At 37.5% G+C, this 18,419-nt stretch carries 23 protein-coding genes; 11 read left to right on the top strand and 12 right to left on the bottom strand.

The features are described from left to right. Nucleotides 1-12: 12 nt before the first annotated feature. Both G8O30_RS03060 and G8O30_RS03055 read right to left on the bottom strand, forming a co-directional pair. Nucleotides 13-1,386 (bottom strand): alanine/glycine:cation symporter family protein, encoded by a 1,374-nt coding sequence (locus tag G8O30_RS03060; RefSeq protein WP_239673525.1) that lies wholly within the window; start codon nucleotides 1,384-1,386, stop codon nucleotides 13-15. A gap of 54 nt (nucleotides 1,387-1,440) precedes the next feature. Next, nucleotides 1,441-2,067 (bottom strand): LysE family translocator, encoded by a 627-nt coding sequence (locus G8O30_RS03055; protein ID WP_239673524.1) that lies wholly within the window; start codon nucleotides 2,065-2,067, stop codon nucleotides 1,441-1,443. Between the two features lie 129 nt (nucleotides 2,068-2,196). On the opposite strand from G8O30_RS03055, the gene G8O30_RS03050 reads away from it, so the two are divergent. The 4 genes from G8O30_RS03050 to G8O30_RS03035 all read left to right on the top strand — a co-directional run bounded on the left by G8O30_RS03050 (nucleotide 2,197) and on the right by G8O30_RS03035 (nucleotide 6,696). Further along, the gene (locus G8O30_RS03050) at nucleotides 2,197-3,306 is read left to right on the top strand and encodes a YqcI/YcgG family protein (RefSeq protein ID WP_239673523.1); all 1,110 of its coding nucleotides are present in this window, start codon (nucleotides 2,197-2,199) and stop codon (nucleotides 3,304-3,306) included. Next, on the top strand, nucleotides 3,303-3,860 hold the full coding sequence (locus G8O30_RS03045; protein ID WP_239673522.1) for a cysteine hydrolase family protein: 558 nt from the start codon (nucleotides 3,303-3,305) through the stop codon (nucleotides 3,858-3,860). The genes G8O30_RS03050 and G8O30_RS03045 overlap by 4 nt, the downstream gene beginning before the upstream one ends. A gap of 127 nt (nucleotides 3,861-3,987) precedes the next feature. Continuing rightward, nucleotides 3,988-5,370 (top strand): hypothetical protein, encoded by a 1,383-nt coding sequence (locus G8O30_RS03040; protein WP_239673521.1) that lies wholly within the window; start codon nucleotides 3,988-3,990, stop codon nucleotides 5,368-5,370. A gap of 126 nt (nucleotides 5,371-5,496) precedes the next feature. Continuing rightward, complete coding sequence (locus tag G8O30_RS03035; RefSeq protein ID WP_275576514.1) at nucleotides 5,497-6,696, top strand: M20 family metallopeptidase; 1,200 nt, start codon at nucleotides 5,497-5,499, stop codon at nucleotides 6,694-6,696. 45 nt (nucleotides 6,697-6,741) lie between these two features. Here G8O30_RS03035 and G8O30_RS03030 read toward each other — a convergent pair whose 3' ends face one another. From G8O30_RS03030 to G8O30_RS03020, 3 genes are read right to left on the bottom strand one after another with little or no spacing between them, the layout of a single operon-like run. Next, on the bottom strand, nucleotides 6,742-7,473 hold the full coding sequence (locus tag G8O30_RS03030) for an EcsC family protein (protein ID WP_239673520.1): 732 nt from the start codon (nucleotides 7,471-7,473) through the stop codon (nucleotides 6,742-6,744). A 23-nt stretch (nucleotides 7,474-7,496) separates the two neighbouring features. After that, nucleotides 7,497-8,705 carry an ABC transporter permease gene (locus tag G8O30_RS03025; RefSeq protein WP_239673519.1) on the bottom strand — a complete coding sequence of 403 codons (1,209 nt, stop codon included), beginning with the start codon at nucleotides 8,703-8,705 and terminating at the stop codon, nucleotides 7,497-7,499. Then, nucleotides 8,698-9,444 carry an ABC transporter ATP-binding protein gene (locus G8O30_RS03020; protein WP_239673518.1) on the bottom strand — a complete coding sequence of 249 codons (747 nt, stop codon included), beginning with the start codon at nucleotides 9,442-9,444 and terminating at the stop codon, nucleotides 8,698-8,700. The genes G8O30_RS03025 and G8O30_RS03020 overlap by 8 nt, the downstream gene beginning before the upstream one ends. Nucleotides 9,445-9,958: 514 nt before the next feature. On the opposite strand from G8O30_RS03020, the gene G8O30_RS03015 reads away from it, so the two are divergent. Together G8O30_RS03015 and G8O30_RS03010 are read left to right on the top strand one after the other, a co-directional pair. Beyond that, nucleotides 9,959-10,381 carry an HIT family protein gene (locus G8O30_RS03015; protein ID WP_239673517.1) on the top strand — a complete coding sequence of 141 codons (423 nt, stop codon included), beginning with the start codon at nucleotides 9,959-9,961 and terminating at the stop codon, nucleotides 10,379-10,381. A gap of 201 nt (nucleotides 10,382-10,582) precedes the next feature. After that, complete coding sequence (locus G8O30_RS03010) at nucleotides 10,583-11,119, top strand: tryptophan transporter (RefSeq protein WP_239673516.1); 537 nt, start codon at nucleotides 10,583-10,585, stop codon at nucleotides 11,117-11,119. Between the two features lie 738 nt (nucleotides 11,120-11,857). On the opposite strand, the gene G8O30_RS03005 is transcribed toward G8O30_RS03010, so the two are convergent. The 3 genes from G8O30_RS03005 to yhzF all read right to left on the bottom strand — a co-directional run bounded on the left by G8O30_RS03005 (nucleotide 11,858) and on the right by yhzF (nucleotide 13,884). After that, a complete protein-coding gene (locus G8O30_RS03005) occupies nucleotides 11,858-13,030 on the bottom strand; it encodes an endonuclease (RefSeq protein WP_239673515.1) in 1,173 nt (390 codons plus the stop codon). A gap of 184 nt (nucleotides 13,031-13,214) precedes the next feature. Next, nucleotides 13,215-13,658 carry a GNAT family N-acetyltransferase gene (locus tag G8O30_RS03000; RefSeq protein ID WP_239673514.1) on the bottom strand — a complete coding sequence of 148 codons (444 nt, stop codon included), beginning with the start codon at nucleotides 13,656-13,658 and terminating at the stop codon, nucleotides 13,215-13,217. Nucleotides 13,659-13,689: 31 nt separating this feature from the next. Further along, entirely contained in the window at nucleotides 13,690-13,884 is a 195-nt protein-coding gene (gene yhzF / locus G8O30_RS02995; protein ID WP_476738607.1) for a membrane protein YhzF, read from the bottom strand. A 112-nt stretch (nucleotides 13,885-13,996) separates the two neighbouring features. Here yhzF and G8O30_RS02990 point away from each other — a divergent pair, with 112 nt between their 5' ends. Together G8O30_RS02990 and G8O30_RS02985 are read left to right on the top strand one after the other, a co-directional pair. Further along, nucleotides 13,997-14,386, top strand: coding sequence for a YtxH domain-containing protein (locus tag G8O30_RS02990; RefSeq protein WP_239673512.1), 390 nt, complete (start codon nucleotides 13,997-13,999; stop codon nucleotides 14,384-14,386). A 184-nt stretch (nucleotides 14,387-14,570) separates the two neighbouring features. Next, nucleotides 14,571-15,149, top strand: a complete 579-nt coding sequence (locus G8O30_RS02985) for an HTH-type transcriptional regulator Hpr (protein WP_239673511.1) — start codon at nucleotides 14,571-14,573, stop codon at nucleotides 15,147-15,149. Here the strand turns inward: G8O30_RS02985 and G8O30_RS02980 are convergent. Next, nucleotides 15,130-15,459 carry a DUF1878 family protein gene (locus G8O30_RS02980; RefSeq protein ID WP_239673510.1) on the bottom strand — a complete coding sequence of 110 codons (330 nt, stop codon included), beginning with the start codon at nucleotides 15,457-15,459 and terminating at the stop codon, nucleotides 15,130-15,132. The two genes, G8O30_RS02985 and G8O30_RS02980, sit on opposite strands and share 20 nt — an antisense overlap. Before the next feature lie 133 nt (nucleotides 15,460-15,592). Between G8O30_RS02980 and G8O30_RS02975 the strand changes: the two genes are divergently transcribed. Then, nucleotides 15,593-16,135, top strand: coding sequence for a DUF3267 domain-containing protein (locus G8O30_RS02975; RefSeq protein ID WP_239673509.1), 543 nt, complete (start codon nucleotides 15,593-15,595; stop codon nucleotides 16,133-16,135). Between the two features lie 60 nt (nucleotides 16,136-16,195). Beyond that, a complete protein-coding gene (locus tag G8O30_RS02970; RefSeq protein ID WP_239673508.1) occupies nucleotides 16,196-16,372 on the top strand; it encodes a hypothetical protein in 177 nt (58 codons plus the stop codon). Between the two features lie 552 nt (nucleotides 16,373-16,924). Here G8O30_RS02970 and G8O30_RS02965 read toward each other — a convergent pair. The 3 genes from G8O30_RS02965 to G8O30_RS02955 form a co-directional block, all read right to left on the bottom strand. Further along, entirely contained in the window at nucleotides 16,925-17,011 is an 87-nt protein-coding gene (locus G8O30_RS02965; RefSeq protein WP_239674476.1) for a YjcZ family sporulation protein, read from the bottom strand. A 61-nt stretch (nucleotides 17,012-17,072) separates the two neighbouring features. Then, the gene (locus tag G8O30_RS02960; protein ID WP_239674475.1) at nucleotides 17,073-17,156 is read right to left on the bottom strand and encodes a YjcZ family sporulation protein; all 84 of its coding nucleotides are present in this window, start codon (nucleotides 17,154-17,156) and stop codon (nucleotides 17,073-17,075) included. A gap of 49 nt (nucleotides 17,157-17,205) precedes the next feature. Next, nucleotides 17,206-17,292 carry a YjcZ family sporulation protein gene (locus G8O30_RS02955; protein WP_239674474.1) on the bottom strand — a complete coding sequence of 29 codons (87 nt, stop codon included), beginning with the start codon at nucleotides 17,290-17,292 and terminating at the stop codon, nucleotides 17,206-17,208. 167 nt (nucleotides 17,293-17,459) lie between these two features. On the opposite strand from G8O30_RS02955, the gene G8O30_RS02950 reads away from it, so the two are divergent. Then, the gene (locus tag G8O30_RS02950; protein WP_239673507.1) at nucleotides 17,460-18,395 is read left to right on the top strand and encodes a peptidylprolyl isomerase; all 936 of its coding nucleotides are present in this window, start codon (nucleotides 17,460-17,462) and stop codon (nucleotides 18,393-18,395) included. Nucleotides 18,396-18,419 lie beyond the last annotated feature (24 nt).

Here is an 18,419-nt window from a genome sequence, read left to right as displayed (position 1 = left end):
AGCTGCCATCGTTTACTTGGCAGCTTTCTTTTTCTCTTTCAACAGATCGGCAAAATACTTTACTTTAGCTTCTTTCACCACTTTTATTAAAAACACAATGCCAATAATATTTGGAACAACGATTAAGAATAAAATTAAATCCAACAATTCCCAAACGAATTTCAATCCTCCCATGGCACCTACCACAATTGCGATTAAATAAACAACTCTCATCACATACTTCACTTTCTTTCCAAACAATAGCTCTGCCTGGCTTTCACCGTAGAAGATAATGACACCTACAGTTGCAAGTACGAAAAACACTAATAAGACAGAGAGAGTTACCGCACTGAATTGATCAGGAAACGTTTCTTTAAAAGCTTTAGTTACCATGGAAGCAGCTTTACTAGGTTCTAACTCTTTCCATACACCAGTGATTATAACGGTCAATCCAGTAAGTGTACAAATAACCAATGTATCAATCATTACAGCTATCATACCCCAAAATGATTGTTTGACTGGGCTATCTGTTTCAGCAGACGCATAGGCAATCGCTGAAGTACCCATTCCAGCCTCACTCGTATATAATCCCCTTGCTAAACCCCATCTCATAGTCTGTACAATGGAAGCACCAGCGAATGTGCCTACTGCTGCAGAAGGAGTGAAGGCATCCATGACAATCATCTTCAATACAGAACCAAACTTATCCCCATTCATGATAATAACTGTAGTAGTTAACCCAACATATCCAATGACAAATACGGGCAGTAATTTAGAACTTAATTTTCCAATCCTATCTATTCCACCGAATACGATAAAAGCTGTAACAATAGCAAGCACGATTCCAATCCATAATAAAGAAAAACCGTGTTCGTTCTCTAATTGTACACTTACACTATTTGCCTGAACCATGACACTTGGGACAATTTCAATCATGAGACCAAATGCGTAAAACCATGCCAGTTTATCCCATTTTAACCCTTTGGACAAATAGTAATATGGCCCGCCTACCCACTTATCTTCTTTGTTTTTCTCTCTATACGTCATCCCAAGCACAAGCTCAGCAAAAATAGTAGACATACCGATAAGCGCAACTGTCCACATCCAAAACAAAGCGCCTGGTCCACCAAAAGCGATTGCCACTGGTACACCAACTATGTTGGTTGCTCCTGCAGTAGCGGATAGAGCGGAAGTAAACGCGGCAAAAGGCGATATACCACCACTTGAAGCATCTCCCTTTTTTCCTATTTGACCTAGCGTCATTTTGATAATATGAGGAAAATGTCTAAAAGGTAAAAATCCTAACCTTACCGTTATGTACAACCCAGCAAGAATAAAAAGGGTAATCATCGGAAATCCCCAGATAAATTCAGCTATTTTAGAGATCCACTCTTTTGCTTGTTCCATTTCTTTTCACCTCTCTACTTGTATTAGTTTCTAGTAGAGAGGGGAAATTTATGCTTACCAAAAAAGATGTGACTTTATAAGTAGAGGAACGGAAGAACCAATTAAAGCCATTCCTGCTACTCCATTCATAACCTTCAACAAGCGATCATTCACTAAATTTCTGGAGAAATGCACGGTGAAAGCAACATTTAAGTTCCAAAGAAATATCCCTAACAAAAGGGAAGCACATGCAAATAAAGCATGCCCCCAACCATTCCCCATTAGTTCCTGAATCGAAGAACCAAAGATTCCAAACCAAAAAACAAAATTAATAGGGTTAAACAAAGCTATACCGAATCCAGACCAATAAGAAGTTGTAGATTTGTTTGGTGAATCCTGGATGATAGGTTCATTAGAGAATGACGTTTTTAAAGTAGTTATGCCTAAATAGACTAGCATCCCAAAACCAATTACATACATGCAAGTTTGAACTAGTGGGTGTTGTAAAAATGGTGCGATTCCAAAAAGGATAAATAGTAAAAAAACGATATCAGCTGACATCCCTCCTAACCCCACTAACCAAGACGAATAAAAACCGTTTGATAAACCTCTTCGAATCATCTCTACATTTATCGGCCCAACCGGAGCTGCCAAACTAATTCCTAATACGACAAAATGAATAAATGAAATAAAAAGCTCCAATATCCTTTCCCCCCAAGCTTGTCCTATTCTTACTTGATACTTATTCGAGAAAATAGTTATCATAACAAGTTTCTTTTTTTCGTATAGTGTATTGTTACTGCGTCTTAATAAAGGAGGGAACAACTCAACATGGCTCGTACACCAATCAAGCAGCTTTACCCTCTAACAAATGTTCCTACATGGGGGAAAAAAGTATTTCAATCATTTGCAGATGACTTATTATCTGAAGATAACCCTTTTCCTTGCATCCTAGGAGTTGAGGGCTTAAAAAAAGGTTCATTACGATTTTGTTTTATTGATTCCTGGAATAAAGAAGAAGATATAAAAGAATTGGCATTTCACCTACGTAAATATGTCGAAGAGTCTAGAGATTTAGGCAAAAACACTTCTTTTGTAGCGTTCTTTCAACCAGAGGAAACGCAAACTATGCAAGTGTATGAGAAGCAGTTTTGGAGTGTATTAAACGCTCTACACGAGATAGATTCTGAGCCTTGGCCTGCAGATATTCCAATGGATCCAGACAATCACTTGTGGGAATTTTGCTTTAACGGGGAGCCAATATTCGTTGTATGTAATACTCCTGTTCACGAGAAAAGATCTAGCCGAAAAGCTGCGACGTTTATGATTACCTTCCAACCTCGCTGGGTTTTTGATGGGATTAATTCAGACTCTATTGCAGGTAAAGCCATAAAAAAAATGGTGCGTGATCGATTAGTTCGATATGATACCGTTGCCCCACACCCTGAGTTAAGCTGGTATGGAGATAAAGAAACACGTGAGTGGAAGCAATATTTTTTAGCGGATGAGAATAATCAAGTCCCTGCCCAATGTCCATTTCATGCAGCTATGCAACAACAAGCACCACAAGCTCCCGTTGAAAATAATGTAAATGAATACGTTAAATATAGAGTAGAGACAGCGTTTGACGAAGCTGCTTTTGAACGAAACGTCGGTGGAACGCTTCAAGAGGTCGTGGATTCCTTATTACCTGTTGAGGGAACTGGATATGTCGAAGTACAGACGGACGCACCTAACAAAGCGCATCCTTCTCACACTCACCCAACGAATGAAATTTTACACATCTTAAATGGATCTATTACTTTCACTGTCGATGACGTGGAAACAGAGTGCTTCCCTGGAGACAGAATTTACTTACCAAAAGGGACTGTACATAGTTCCGTTTCTGGACCTGAAGGATGTCTTTATGTCATTGCCATCCTAAAGGAAAACACCTTATGAAAACAGCTTTATTACAAATTGACTGGCAACAAGCATTTAGAGATCCATCTTTAGGTGACTTATCACACGGCTTTGCAGAGAAGAATGCAGAGAAGATTCTTCTTTCTTGCAGAAGTAATCAGATTCCGGTTTATCACGTACAGCATGCTTCAAATAATCCGAAATCGTTGCTTCATCCTGATAAAGATGGGTTTACCCTTATACCAGAGTTAAAGCCCGTTAAAGGAGAAAAACTCTTCGTTAAGAATGTAAATTCAGCTTTTATTGGTACTACGCTAAATGAAACACTAGAGAATGATGGTATTACACAGTTAATCGTAACTGGAATGACAACCAATCATTGCGTCTCTACCTCTGTACGAATGGCTGGGAATCTGGGTTATGACGTTTTATTAGTTAGCGACGCTACAGATTGTTTTGGATTGTCTGACATAAAAGGTGACTGGATTTCAGCAACAGAAGTTCAAAGGGTAAATCTCGCTTCTTTACATGAAGAGTTTTGTAGAGTGATACCAACATCCAATTTACTTTCTTCAACGTTTATGTTTTTATAAACCGCTTCTAAGCGGTTTTTTTCTTTTTTGTCATTCACACTTCTCCTTTATTCTCATAAGTTGTAGTACATCGAATTAGGGCATTTGCCTAACTTGATCTACTTCTTAAAAGGAGGATTCACGTTTTATGACATTGACATTATTACACGGACTCTATGTTCTCTTTATTCTATTAATTATTGGATTTATGGTATTTCGTAAAGATACAACTATTGTCACCATCGTTGGAATCTGGTTGATTGCACTATACGCCACCTCCTCTTTAACCATGTCTGTAAGTTCTATTTTTTCTAGCTTTATATTCGCTATAACAGAGCTTTTACCAACCATTCTGGTAATTAGTATTATTGTAGCTTTAAGTAGAGTTTTAACTGCTTCTAAAGTAAATGACACCATGATTACGCCTTTCACTAAATTAATCCGCACACCAGCTTTGGCCTATTGGGTAATTGGCATACTGATGATGATTATTTCTTGGTTCTTCTGGCCATCACCTGCAGTAGCGCTTTTAGGAGCTGTACTTCTTCCAGTGGCACTTCGTGTAGGGTTACCGGCACTTGGCGTTGCAATGGCAATGAATTTATTCGGTCACGGAATCGCTCTATCAAGTGATTTTGTTATTCAAGCAGCTCCAAAATTAACAGCAGATGCTGCAGGCCTACCAGTTTCAGAGGTAATGGCGGCAAGTATTCCTTTAGTGTTTACAATGGGACTTGTCACAACTGTATGCGCTTTCTATTTTTTAAAGAAAGATATGAAAAAAGGTGTACTAGTAGCTGATCCTACTGTTTATAAATCACCTTCGAAAGATACTTTGTCACCACTCTCTTCTTCATGGAGAAAGTTTTACGCTATTTTGATACCTGTACTGTTCGCTTTAAATATCTTAGCAATGTACTTGTTTTCCCTTCAAGGAGGAGCAGCAACTGCTTTAATCGGTGGCACATCCGTGATCTTAGTATTACTTCTCTCCTTAAGTGCACATAAAGCTAAAGGTTTAGAGAAGACGACTAGTTATTTAATTGATGGTTTCCAATTTGGGTTTAAAGTGTTTGGTCCTGTTATTCCAATTGCCGCCTTCTTCTATTTAGGAGATACTGGATTTGAAACAATGATTGGAGCTTCTTTACCAGACGGATCTAGTGGTATTGTGAATGATTTAGGTTTAGCTCTTGCAGGTGCAGTCCCAATTTCCGGTCAAGTGGCAGCAATAACCTTAACTGTTGTAGGTGCTATTACAGGTTTAGATGGTTCAGGGTTCTCAGGTATTTCACTAGTGGGCTCGATAGCCGACTTATTTGGAACGGCAATCGGAGCAGGTACGGCAACGTTAACTGCGTTAGGGCAGATCGCAGCAATTTGGGTAGGTGGCGGAACCATAATCCCTTGGGCACTAATCCCTGCCGCTGCAATTTGTGGGGTTGATCCTTTTGAGTTAGCACGGAGAAATATAAAACCTGTGTTCATCGGTCTAGTAGTAACAACAATTGTAGCGATGTTTTTAATCTGACTGCTAAAATCCCTTGGTGATAGACACCAAGGGATTTACTTTTTAAATTTAAGGAAAATTCTATCCACTGTAAGAATAAACTTGCTATAATAATAAAAATATTTCTACAATTTGGAGGAGTCCTTTGTGCTTACAACTATTTATACGAAGCTTGAATCCTATTTTAACGAGATGGTGCTACATAGAAGACATCTGCATCAGAATCCAGAGCTTTCTTTTAAAGAAACCGAAACAGCTGCTTATATTTCAAGTTTCTATAAATCCTTACAAATTCCTTTTAGAAAAAACGTCGGCGGCAACGGTATTGTTGCAACGATTGAAGGAAATCTAGAAGGACCAACCATAGCGTTGCGTGCGGACTTTGATGCGTTACCAATTGAAGAAGAAAATGATGTACCATACCGTTCAAGAAACAAAGGTGTGATGCATGCTTGCGGTCATGATGGCCATACAGCGGCATTGATGGTCCTTGCAAAAGTTCTATGGGAAGAAAGACACTCTTTCCCAGGAACAATTGTACTTCTCCATCAACATGCGGAAGAATACGCCCCAGGCGGAGCAAAGTCCATGATTGAAGATGGTTGTCTAAATGGCGTAGATGCTGTTTTTGGAACACATTTATGGGCAAGCGAACCTACTGGGAAAATACAATACAGAACCGGCCCAATTATGGCGGCAGCTGATCGTTTTGAAATCACCATTCAAGGTTCGGGAGGCCATGGTGCTCAACCGCATAAAACAAGAGATTCTATTCTGATTGGGACTCAAGTTGTCAATACGCTGCAACAAATAGTTAGCAGACGAATTAATCCTTTGGAACCAGCAGTAGTTAGTGTTGGCTCATTTATTGCAGATAATGCCTTTAATGTTATTGCGGATAAGGCAACAATTATTGGTACAGTAAGAACATTCAGTGAAGATGTCCGAACTCAAATAGAAAAAGAAATTGAAAATGTGGTAAAAGGACTGTCTGTCATTCATGATTCTAGTTACGATTATGTGTTTGACAGAGGTTATCCGGCCGTAGTAAATGAAGCTTTAAGTACGGAACTATTTGTGAATGTAGTCAAAGAGAATTTACCAGGAATTTTGTTAGAAGAAGCGGAAATGCAAATGGGTGGCGAAGACTTTGCGTACTATTTGCAGCACGTTCCTGGAACATTCTTTTTCACAGGTGCTAAACCTAAAGGAGTGGAGTTACCATTTCCACATCATCATCCTAGGTTTGATTTTGACGAAGATGCAATGCTTGTTGCTGCGAAATGCTTAGTAACCATTGCACTTTCCTATAAACATAATCAAGAAAAAGTTACTTTACATGTTTAAATCCTAATAAAAGTACTATACTCATAAAAAATCCCACTACCATTCTTATGGTGTGGGATTTTCTTCTTCCTTCCATTCTTCAATCCAACGAATCTGATAACATTTCAATGTTACTTCAGCCAATTGTTGTAGAAGTCGGTAATTGACAACCGCTCCCACTATTGCACCTACACCTGGTAACAATTGCGCTAACTTCACCAAGTCAATATGATCTCGATATTCTTGCTGGAACTGTTCCCAATCCTTATCCGTCCATTCTAGAACTGTCTCATTCCAATTCTCTATCCTTGTCAACATTTCTTCTTTTATATGATCTTTCGAGAAAGCAAATAAGAAGATATGTAAGACAAATAGTCGTTCTTTATGATCTCTCACATTGTATCCAAATGCGTTAGCCACCTCATATAAAAATCTAATTTTTATTGATAGAAGTAATGGGAAATCTGCCATACCTGTAATAATTCCACCTAGACCTGTTCCAGCACCAGTTAACGAAGCTGTTCTTTTATACCGTTGACTAATGGCAGAAATAATCTTTTCCGAGTCAGCTGTTCGATATGGCTGAGCTATTTCTGTTGGTATCCACTTACTGCCTTTCCATACCGTCTCAATCATTGATTTAACGGATGCCGTGATTACTTTGTTCACTTTTTCAGGTATCATATGATTCATTTTTGTTTGAATTTTTTTTGTTTGTTTCTCTAAAATCCACGTCTTATTAAACTGACGCCTCTTCCACTGCTCTACTTCTTCTATCAAGTGTTCTTTTTCTTCCAAAACGATTCACCTTCCTCGTTTGTTCACTCTTCAAACCTTTTAGATAACCTTCTTGGAGCATAGATACTTGTGAAGAAAATAATAAACACTACATAAATTCCAAGCATAAGTATGGCATGTTGGTATTCATGAATAATAAGATGAACGATCATATAAATTAGTGCCTGGAAAGATAGTATGGTTTTTACCCAAAACAGAACTGCTTTTTGCTTTTGATCTGATTTAACAGGATAGAGTTCCTGCAAGACCATCTGATCGTGAACATGAACTAACGGTAGTAACTGTATCGCCGTTAACCACATAAATAACAGTGCAAGACCACTTCCTAAAATAGGTGAACTAATACCAACTAAAAACACACTTCCAAGAACCGTTAAACGAAGAATTAATCCAAACCATTCATCTTGTCTTAAGATGGTTCTTCCAATTAGATAAAAGTATGGCTTTTCTTTTACACTTTTAAAGATGGTGAAAACAAAGTCAAGATAGGCTCTCCTTTTAGTGGATCCTTTAATTGCTGGAACATCCGTAAATAAATTTGCTAAACGATAAAATCGTAACCAATGTAATCGTTGTTCTTCCACTAGTCTCTCCCAAGGTAAAAACAATTTTTGACTTTGCTTTCGTTTAACAATTAACAAAATACTGTAGAAAACTGCTCCTACCACAATCCCGACTATCCAATGGACACCGAAATATAACCAAAGAAGGAAGATATTCATTACCGTTCTTAAAATGGTTACAAATAGCATTTCTTTCTCTAGCTGTTTTCTTTCTGTTATGTATAGAACATTGCACAATTTTAAGGTTGCTAACAATATGATGGTCAAAAGCCTTACAACTAACGGAGTTTCTAAAATAGCTCTTTCTAAAGGAACTAAAACCAAATACAAAACGGTTACCAATAATGTTTGTAACAGGACACTTACACGCATCGCTTGCTTAAAATACGACTTCAGCCTATTTTCCATTGGAGTCCAGTACACCATATCAGCTTCTTTTAATAAAGAATAAAACGGGCTATACGTCACTGCTATCCCAAGAACACCCGCTAACACCCATTCAGCAGGAAAGCTTGCGGTCAATGTTTCTATCCATTGTTGATAATAAAAGGCTAAACCACCCAGCGCGAAAATGAAAACAACGAGCAAATGGTCATTAAACATATATCTTCCATAACGCTTTAATTCTTTTAACGCTTCTTCTCTTCTTTTTTGCCACAAATTATTCATAACGTTCTTCTTCCTTTGTTAATTCCACATACAAATCATCCAATGTCGCATTTGGCATACCGAATTGCTCTTGTAGTTCTTGAAGGGTACCAAAAGCTTTCACTTCCCCTAAATGAAGGATGATAAACTTGTCACAATATCTTTCTGCCGTTGCCAAGATATGCGTAGACATGATAATGCCTGCACCATTTTTCTTCACTTGGTCTAATCGTTCTAAAAGAACATTGATGGCAAGAGGATCTAATCCCAAGAAAGGTTCATCTATTACATACAGGTCCGGTTCGACTAAAAATGCACTTAAGATCATGACCTTTTGCTTCATTCCTTTGGAAAAATGTGCAGGGAACCAGTTTAATTTAGACGTTAAGCGAAATTCGTTTAATAAAACTGGTAACCGCTCTTCTACCTCTTCTTTTGATACTCCATACGCTAAAGCTGTTAGTTCTAAATGCTCTTTAAGTGTTAGTTCTTCATATAGTACTGGTGTTTCGGGTATGTAAGTAAATTGCTGACGATATGCCTCTATGTTTGCTTGTGGTTGTTTCCCGTTGATTGCTACTGTTCCTTTTTGCGGCGACATTAAACCGATAATATGCTTAATCGTAGTACTTTTACCAGCTCCATTCAAACCAATTAAGCCAACTAGTTCTCCAGCATTGACTGTCATATTAACATCATGTAATACAGGCTTTTTTGTGTACCCACCTGTAAGGCTCTTTACTTCTAATAATGGGGTCATCTGATACTCCTCCAAAAAACTTTATTTTCCTCTGCATGATTTTTCTCTTCTTGTCCATACTATCTCTTGAAGGGGTCATTCAACAAGCGATAACGGGGTGGTTGTTAAAGACCAAGATCCATTCAAGCTAAGTTGACCAATCTGTATTGGAGATGGTTACCTTGCACGGGGATTTGAAAAGACATTTCATTAACAAAACAATTCATTAAAATGAGGTGTTTGTTAAAGATAGTTAGTGATGTTTCCTACACTATTGATTTTATCAAATCGATATAGGAGATGGTTACAAACGGAAATGATCGATTGACTCCATAGTTTTTTTTATACAATTAATCCTAACAATGGGGTGAACGTTAAAGAGAACAACTAGGTTAATCTCATCTACCCCCTTCAGAGAGGCAAGATTCTATCCGTGAATCTTGCCTTTTCTATTTGACTAAAAAATAGTGAAATGCTTTAAAATAATACACATATGGTAAACTTATTTTATACATAGTTGGAAAGGGGTTAAATCATGAGTAAAGAGTGTATTTTCTGTAAAATTATTAATGGCGATATACCGGCAGCAAAGGTATATGAAGATGAAAACGTCTTGGCATTTTTGGATATTAGCCAGGTTACGAAAGGTCATACACTTGTTATCCCAAAGGTGCATCAAGAAAATATTTATGAACTTGATCCAGAAGTTGCTGCGAACCTTTTTAAGGTCGTTCCCAAAATTGCAAATGCTATTAAAAAAGCTTACAATCCAATTGGCTTAAATGTATTAAATAATAACGGTGAAGAAGCAGGACAATCTGTCTTCCACTACCATCTTCACTTAATTCCACGCTATGGTAAAGGTGATGGATTTGGAGCAGTATGGAAATCTAACCAATCTGATTATACACCAGAAGAGTTAGCCACTATTTCTTCAGATATTGCTAAAAACCTATAAGATGAACTATTCCACAAACGAGAGGATAATCCTTTCGTTTTTTCTATGTATTTATTATCAGAATTTTATAATATTTAGCAAGCTTCTCCTCTTCCTAATTTAGATAATATGTGTTAGGATGGTAACAACCTCGCTACAGGCAAGAGTGCACTGTGGGAGGAGATGAGTTCTACAAATCAGTTTAGTTGAGGAGAGAGTAACATGAAAACAAAATCAATCGTACTACTAGCTTTACTTTTAGGTATTGGAGCTGTACTTCACCTTGTTATACCGGGTGCAATTTTAGGAATGAAGCCAGATTTAATGTTAACCATGATGTTTCTAGGTATTATTTTATTCCCTACCGTTAAGCACGTTGCAGCATTAGGTGTTGCAGCTGGATTATTATCAGGCTTAACGTCTACATTCCCTGGTGGTGGATTTATCCCAAACCTAATTGAGAAGCCTATTACTGCATTTGTCTTTTTTGCTGCATTATTACTAGTTAAGAAAGTAACAACTTCTACAATTGCTTTAACTGTATTAACAGCATTAGGAACTGCTGTATCAGGATTTGTCTTTTTAGGAATTGCATTTACGATTATTGGCCTTCCTGGACCATTTTTAGCATTAGTGACAACAGTTGTTGTTCCAGCTGCTATTGGAAGTGCTGTATTGATGTTTATTCTTTACCCGATCGTAATGGGAATTCTAAAGAGAACAACATTGCTAGAAGATTCGTTACATCCAGCAGCATAATACGCAGGGACTCGGATAATTCCGGGTCCTTTTTCTATTGTTTCGATTCTTGGTGTTAGAGCATGTTTATTCGCATCTACGTGGCGATTTCTTCCCTCTTCATGAGTTTTAGAGCCTCTTATTCTCTTCTACGGAGGGATTTCTTGGCCCTTCGTGAGTTTGAGAACCTCTTATTCTCTTCTACGGAGGATTTTCTCAGCCCTTCATGAGTTTTAGAGCCTCTTATTCTCTTCTACGGAGGGATTTCTTGGCCCTTCGTGAGTTTGAGAACCTCTTATTCTCTTCTACGGAGGATTTTCTCTGCCCTTCATGAGTTTTAGAGCCCTTTATTCTCTTCTACGGAGGATTTTCTCTGCCCTTCATGAGTTTTAGAGCCCTTTATTCTCTTCTCACCATCGATTTCTCCGCTCCAGATGAGTATAGAGGCTCTCTATTCTCTTCTCACCATCGATTTCCCCACTCCAGATGAGTATAGAAGCTCTCTATTCTCTTCTCGACTTCGATTTTCCCGCTCTAGATGAGTATAGAAGCTCTCTATTCTCTTCTCACTATCGATTTCTCCGCTCCAGATGAGTATAGAGGCTCTCTATTCTCTTCTCACCATCGATTTCCCCCCTCCAGATGAGTATAGAGCCCCGCTATTCTCTCCTCGCCATCAATTTCCACAGCCCCAGATGAGTTTAAGCAAAAAAAAGCTTACAAAAAGTCAGTTACCCAACTCTTCGTAAGCTTCTCTTCTTACCAAATCGCTTCTACCCACTCCGGACGATCGATGAATGGATTGCGGTTTCCTTGATATTTGGAAAAAATAATTTCATTACGATTACGCTCAAAATCATCTACAGGATCTTGTGCATGCCATTGTTTTAAGACACTTAATTTACCATGAAACGGAGCAGATCCGTTATTAACATATTCATTTAGCTCTAGATCTACTTCATCGAATACGTCTCCCTCATAGCGAACTGCCATGTAGAATAACATACGTGCCACGTCACCTTTTACTGCGTCACGAGGTTCCCATGAATCACTATCCGTATAATTACCTAACGCTTCGGAATGTTGAGTACCACCGTAATCAAAGTCCTTGTTTCCTCTAGAGCTGTTAACTGAAACATCTGTTGGACGTAAATGGTGTAGATCTGTTCCTGCACCCATCGTTGTGCCAAAATCACCGTGAGACTTTGCCCAAACATGTTCGCGGTTCCACTGATCTACAAGTCCGCCATTGTCATATTTACTTTGAGAACGACCTGTGTATAAAAGAATTACATTATTTGAGTTTCTAGGATCTTGATCTGTATAACGTAAAGCATCCCAAACGTTATCATAGGATAGCTCTGTATGATCATCAATGATAGTATGTAAAGCTGACTTTAGCGTTGCACCAGTTTTACCTTCCGCAGTATTATAATAAGTTCCTGTATCTGTTGAACCACCGCCAGTGGATCCACCTGATGAACCTACTATCTCCATTGCAGTCACACATTTTACACCTGCTCTAGAAAAATAACTGCTTAAGCAACCTGTTACTTTGATTTGTTTGCCTTTTAGTGTTGGATTCGTTTTCAAACCGAATGTCGAGCGAAAATTTGAAGGAATTTGCACATAAGCCATTTGGCTAACTTGAGTTTGAGACGCTGAGTCAGCAAGTGCCAGTGCATAATCATCTGAGAAGTTGGATGTTTCAATAGCACTATAAGAAATCGGTTTCCCAACTACATACCCTTGAACCGTCTTCGTAGTACCATTTTGATTCGTTATTGCTTGATATACATCATAAGGAGAACTCCAAGTACCTGTTCCAGCAGCATTTGCTTCTGGAGTAACAGAAATACTACTAATAGTGATTCCTGCAATAATAAGTCCAGTAAAAAGTCGTTTCTTCCACACTTTCATTTTCTTGAACATATTCCACTCTCCACATCCATGTTTTGGTTGGCCAACCATAAATTTAAATTATCATGAACGTGTAAAGTTTTTTCATCATTTTTGTAAATATTTTTAAAACTACAAAAAATGAATCTATTTACCTAAAAAAGACTTAATTCTCCCAGACTATCAATTTGGGTAATTAAGCCTTTTTTGTATTAATTTATTTCTCCCAAATCATATCAACATGGGGAATACCATCTTCATCATATTCATCTGAGATAGTAGAGAAGCCATGCTTCCCATAAAAGTTTTGTAAATGCGCTTGCGCTTGAAGTTTTATTATAGAAGGTTCCCACTTCTCCTGCATTACTAACATGCACTCTTCTATTAATATATGGCCGACATTTTTACCACGGAAATCCGGATTCACTATTACTCTTCCAATGGAGGCATAAGGTCCTTTTACACCTGTTGGAATTAATCGAGCATAAGCAGAAATAATGCCATCTTCCATTTTCCAAATATGAAGTGCTTCTTTATCCACTCCATCTACCTCTTGATATGGACATTCCTGTTCTACAACAAATACGGAAGTTCTTAAAGCTAATAAATCATATAATTCATGTACAGATAACTCTTCAAATTCTTTCACAAACCACGTCAAGGTTTACCCCTCCTTGACCGTCATTATACTACTAAGGGGTAGGTCCTTGTAAAAAGATAAGCAAAAATCCTAAAAATAAAAAGATAATTCCTATAGCTGCACAAAGCACTGCATGTTTTTTGGCAATATGTTTAGGTGGATACAAACTTGGTCGAAGTGTCATACGAACAAAATGGACAGCAACGCTTAGACCAATAAATGATATTAAGAAGACAAAAAAGATCATCCATTCCACGACCATCATCCTTTTCCGTAATTTTTATTATTCTATTCGCAAATAGCTAGAACAATGTGTAAAATAAGTATTAGCTTAGGTAACAGGGAAAGGGGAAAATACTATGAAAACTTCATCTTTACTACTAGGCCTCTTTGTCGGAGGATTAGCTGGAGCTGTCACTACGTTACTATCAACACCTTCTTCTGGTGAACAAGTAAGACATAACGTAAAACGAAGTGCAGAAGAATGGAAAGTAATGTTAAAAGATGTTAATCAATCCATTCAATCACTATCCTCTTCTATTGCATATGCAACTAGAGAAGGAAAAGAAACCATTCAACAGCTTGTCACGGACATAAAATTTGCTGTACAGGATTGGAAGGAATCAGTAGACCCTCATCAACATGCTTTAAAGGAAGAGATGGATGATATTCAATTCGCTCTTGCACAGTTAGAAAAGGAACTTCAAAAATTGGACAACCTAGAGAATGATAAAGTAACAGTCGAATAATAAATGAAACACAAAAGGCCTCCTTAAATGGACGGCCTTTTTTCATTTTCAGAAGGTAAATTCTTTAAAACTCTTTAAAAATAGCAAATTCTACAATTGTTTCTAAATATTTTGTAAATTAAGTCTTTATTAATCTTTGTTTTATTGGCATAATAAGATTAGATACGAAAAGAAGGTGATATAAATGACGGATCGTGTTTTTACCATGAAAGAAGCTATGCTATTTTCGCAACGTATGGCTCAATTAAGTAAAGCACTTTGGAAGACGGTCGAAAAAGATTGGCAACAATGGATTAAACCCTATGATTTGAATATTAACGAACATCACATTTTATGGATAGCGTATCACTTAAAGGGCGCTTCTATTTCCGATGTCGCTAAGTTTGGAGTCATGCATGTATCCACTGCATTTAACTTTTCAAAGAAACTAGAAGAACGTGGTCTTCTTACCTTTTCAAAAAAACAATCTGATAAACGAAATACTTATATTGAACTGACGTCAAAAGGGGAAGCGCTTTTATTGGATTTAATGGAAAACTATAATCCAGACGAACACTCTATTTTACAAGGGGCTTCTCCACTTAGAGATCTTTACGGGAAATTCCCAGACGTTATTGAGATGATGACGATGGTGAAGAATATTTATGGGGATGATTTTATGGAGATTTTCGAGACTTCTTTCCATAATATCGAAACAGATTTTGTAGAATCAGATTCTGGTAAAATACAAAAAAAGCATCAACCTAATTCAGATGCTTCTTAAATGCAATCATCATTTCTTTATATAATCCATGTTTGATACATGCATCAATTACTTTTAAGTTAAATGTTTTAGGAAGTCCATTCACAAATTCCAGGAAAAGCGGTGTGTAGTAAACAGATTCCGCTTTTTTTTCTGTCTCAAATTTTTGCATCAACGATTGGCATAAGGTTGTGAATTCCATATATTCTTCCTTGGAAACGCCATGTTGAACAACAAACTTATACAACCCCGCCTTAGGATTATCGATGTACTCAACAATTAGTTTTTGATGAAATTCAATTCGCTCTAAACGCTTTTCTAAGTTACTCAACAAAATCAACCTTTCTACCTTCCTATAAAGTCCTATTATCTATTAAAAACCTATTGATTTTCAACTACAATGAGAGTAAAGTAGGAAAATGGAAGTTTCCCACTAAACAATGCTTTATAGGAGGTTGCTTTTTGTGCACTGTTATCAACCTTATCGTAAACAAAAAGTTCATTCAAAAGATCGCATGATTATCTGGTCCCTGCTTATTGCAGTAATAACTTTTTGTGTCATATATGTACCTGTCCATCTTTGGAGTCAAACACCAAATAGAGATGACCATGTTCTAATTCTTATTATTGGGCTTATACTATTATATCCCCTTCACAAGTTTTTTCATATATTACCCATCATTCATTTATGGCATGATATGAAATTTTCTTGGTCAACGTTAGGTAAATTTGTTCCACTCTTAACAATACAGGTTAGAAAACCGTTAGTTAAATGGCATTACTTAACTAGTCTTATGTTCCCATTACTAATAAACAGTTTAATTCTTAGCTCGCTAACTTTTGCTTTTCCAGCATATTCACATTATTTCACTATTTTACAAGCTGTCCATTTTGGAATATGTGCACAAGATTTATTTATTTTAAAATCCATTGTTACGTGCCCTAACGCTTCTTATATAGAAGAAAACAGTATAGGCTTTGAAGTTTTAGTTAACGAAGCATCTTGACTATTCTTTATACTCATTTTTTGGTATGGTAAAGATGTACTGAAGATAGGAGGGGATAGAATGCTTCCCGTCTTTCTAATATACGCGGGTATTATTCTGTATTTTATTAATCGATTAACGTTTCAACTTTGTTTACAAAAAGAGGTCCCAGATGAAAAACAACCAAAGGTTTTTCGTACAATAAATATCCTAATCACTATTTTGTTACTATCAACTTACGTGGATATCAAATTTTAATTGATGCCTCTAATTCAGTAAAAAAGCCACACAGAAAAATTCTTTTCTGTGTGGCTTTTTTACTTGAATAACAGTGATAATGTAAAAGATTTTCTAAGGGGTGCTGTTTTTATATTTTTATAGCTGATCATTAAAAGTAAATTAATTCTCAAACCTATATAAATGCAGTAATTTATTACTTCTACTATATATAGGGATTGGAGCGGAAGGGGGCGACTCCTACGGGAAAGGTGGGTTACTGAGACCCCACAGGAGCGCGAACTATCGCGACGAGGAGCCATGTCTAGCTCCAGGTACGCAGATGCTCGGCGAACTCAGATGGCCCTGTGGCGGCTGCGGATGGACCTTCTGCTAAGAACCGGTGACATCACGTCACCAACGCAGAAGACAGTACGTCACGTACAAGCCCTCGGTCCCTCCAAGTTTGCTGCCGCATCTAAACGCGCGCCTTTCGCTTTTCGAAGCCCCCTGCAGCGGAAATCCCAGTGCAGTCATTATTTGTTATGTACATAACAAAAGACGCCCCATTACTGGGACGTCTCTTCGTTTAGATTAGTATAACCAAGCTGCACCGATGATGATTAATAGAATGAAAAGAACAACCACTAAAGCGAAACCAGAATTGTATCCGTGTGACATGTGTAATCCCCTCCTTCCCTTTTTACCATATTCGAGTGATGACCTTATGGTTACTTATTTATTACAACCAAGCTGCTCCAACGATGATTAAAAGAATGAAAAGAACAACGATTAACGCGAAACCACTTCCGTATTGTCCACCCATGTATAACACCTCCAAATAGAAAATTAGGATTTTGTTTGCGGTTTATTCCTTAGTTTAAATAAGCTGCTCCAACAATGATTAATAAGATAAACAGAACTACAAGTAACGCAAAACCAGCATTATATGAGTTTCCCATTTTTCTTACCTCCTTTACGTTTTCCATGCATCATATGCAAGAAATTCGAATGGGTTTGAGCTATCGCCTATTTCCTTATTTATCGAAATGTTTTCGTTCTTCCAAAAAGTGTGCTATAGTACTCTTTGAAGATTTAAAGACATTTCATCAGAGTAGGAGTTGTTCATATGAAGAAGTTTGTATTATCTCTTTCTTTAGCAGCGGGTGTAATTGGACTAGCTGCATGTAACGGAGGAGACGGTGAAGTACTTGTTTCCACAAGTGCAGGAGATGTAACAAAAGAGGAATTATATAGCGAACTAAAAACAGTTGCAGGCCAACAAGCTCTTCAACAACTAGTAATTGAAAAAGTCTTAGCAGACAAGTATGAAGTAACAGAAGAAGAAGTAAATGCAAAAGTAGAAGAAGTGAAACAAGAACTAGGCGCAAACTTCGAGATGGCTTTGGCACAAAGTGGTCTTGCTGACGAAGATGCATTAAAAGAAACATTCCGTACTGGTATGCTTCAAGAGAAAGCTGCAATTGCAGACATTGAAGTAACAGAAGAAGAAGTAAAAGAATTTTATGAAAATCAAAAGCCTGAAATTCAAGCTAGCCACATCCTAGTAGCAGATATGGATACTGCAAAAGAAGTTCAAGGTAAAATTGATGCTGGTGGAGACTTCGCTGAGCTTGCAAAAGAGTACTCTACTGACCCAGGAAGCGCTGAGAATGGTGGAGACCTTGGATTCTTTGGAACAGGTGTAATGGATCCTGCGTTTGAAGAAGCGGCATACGCGCTAGAAGTTGGTGAAGTGAGCGAACCAGTTGAAACTCAATTTGGCGTCCACATCATTAAATTAACAGATAAAAAAGAAAAACAGCCATTTGAAGAAGTAAAAGAAAAAATGGAAAACGACTTAAAAGTTTCTAAATTAACTCCAGACGTAATCCAAGCTGCTATGGCTCGTGAATTAAAAGCAGCTAAAGTAGATATTAAAGATGAAGATCTAAAAACGGCTCTAGATCAATATCTAAACTTCGAAGCACCTGCTGAAGGTGGAGAAGGTCAAGGTGGACAAGAAGAAGGTCAAACTTCTGAAGAATCTACTGAAGAAAAGTAATGTTCAATTAAAAGAGGACCCACA

The organism is Mangrovibacillus cuniculi (assembly GCF_015482585.1).
GTDB lineage: Bacteria > Bacillota > Bacilli > Bacillales > R1DC41 > Mangrovibacillus > Mangrovibacillus cuniculi.
This window is presented reverse-complemented; position numbering and strand designations above follow the sequence as displayed.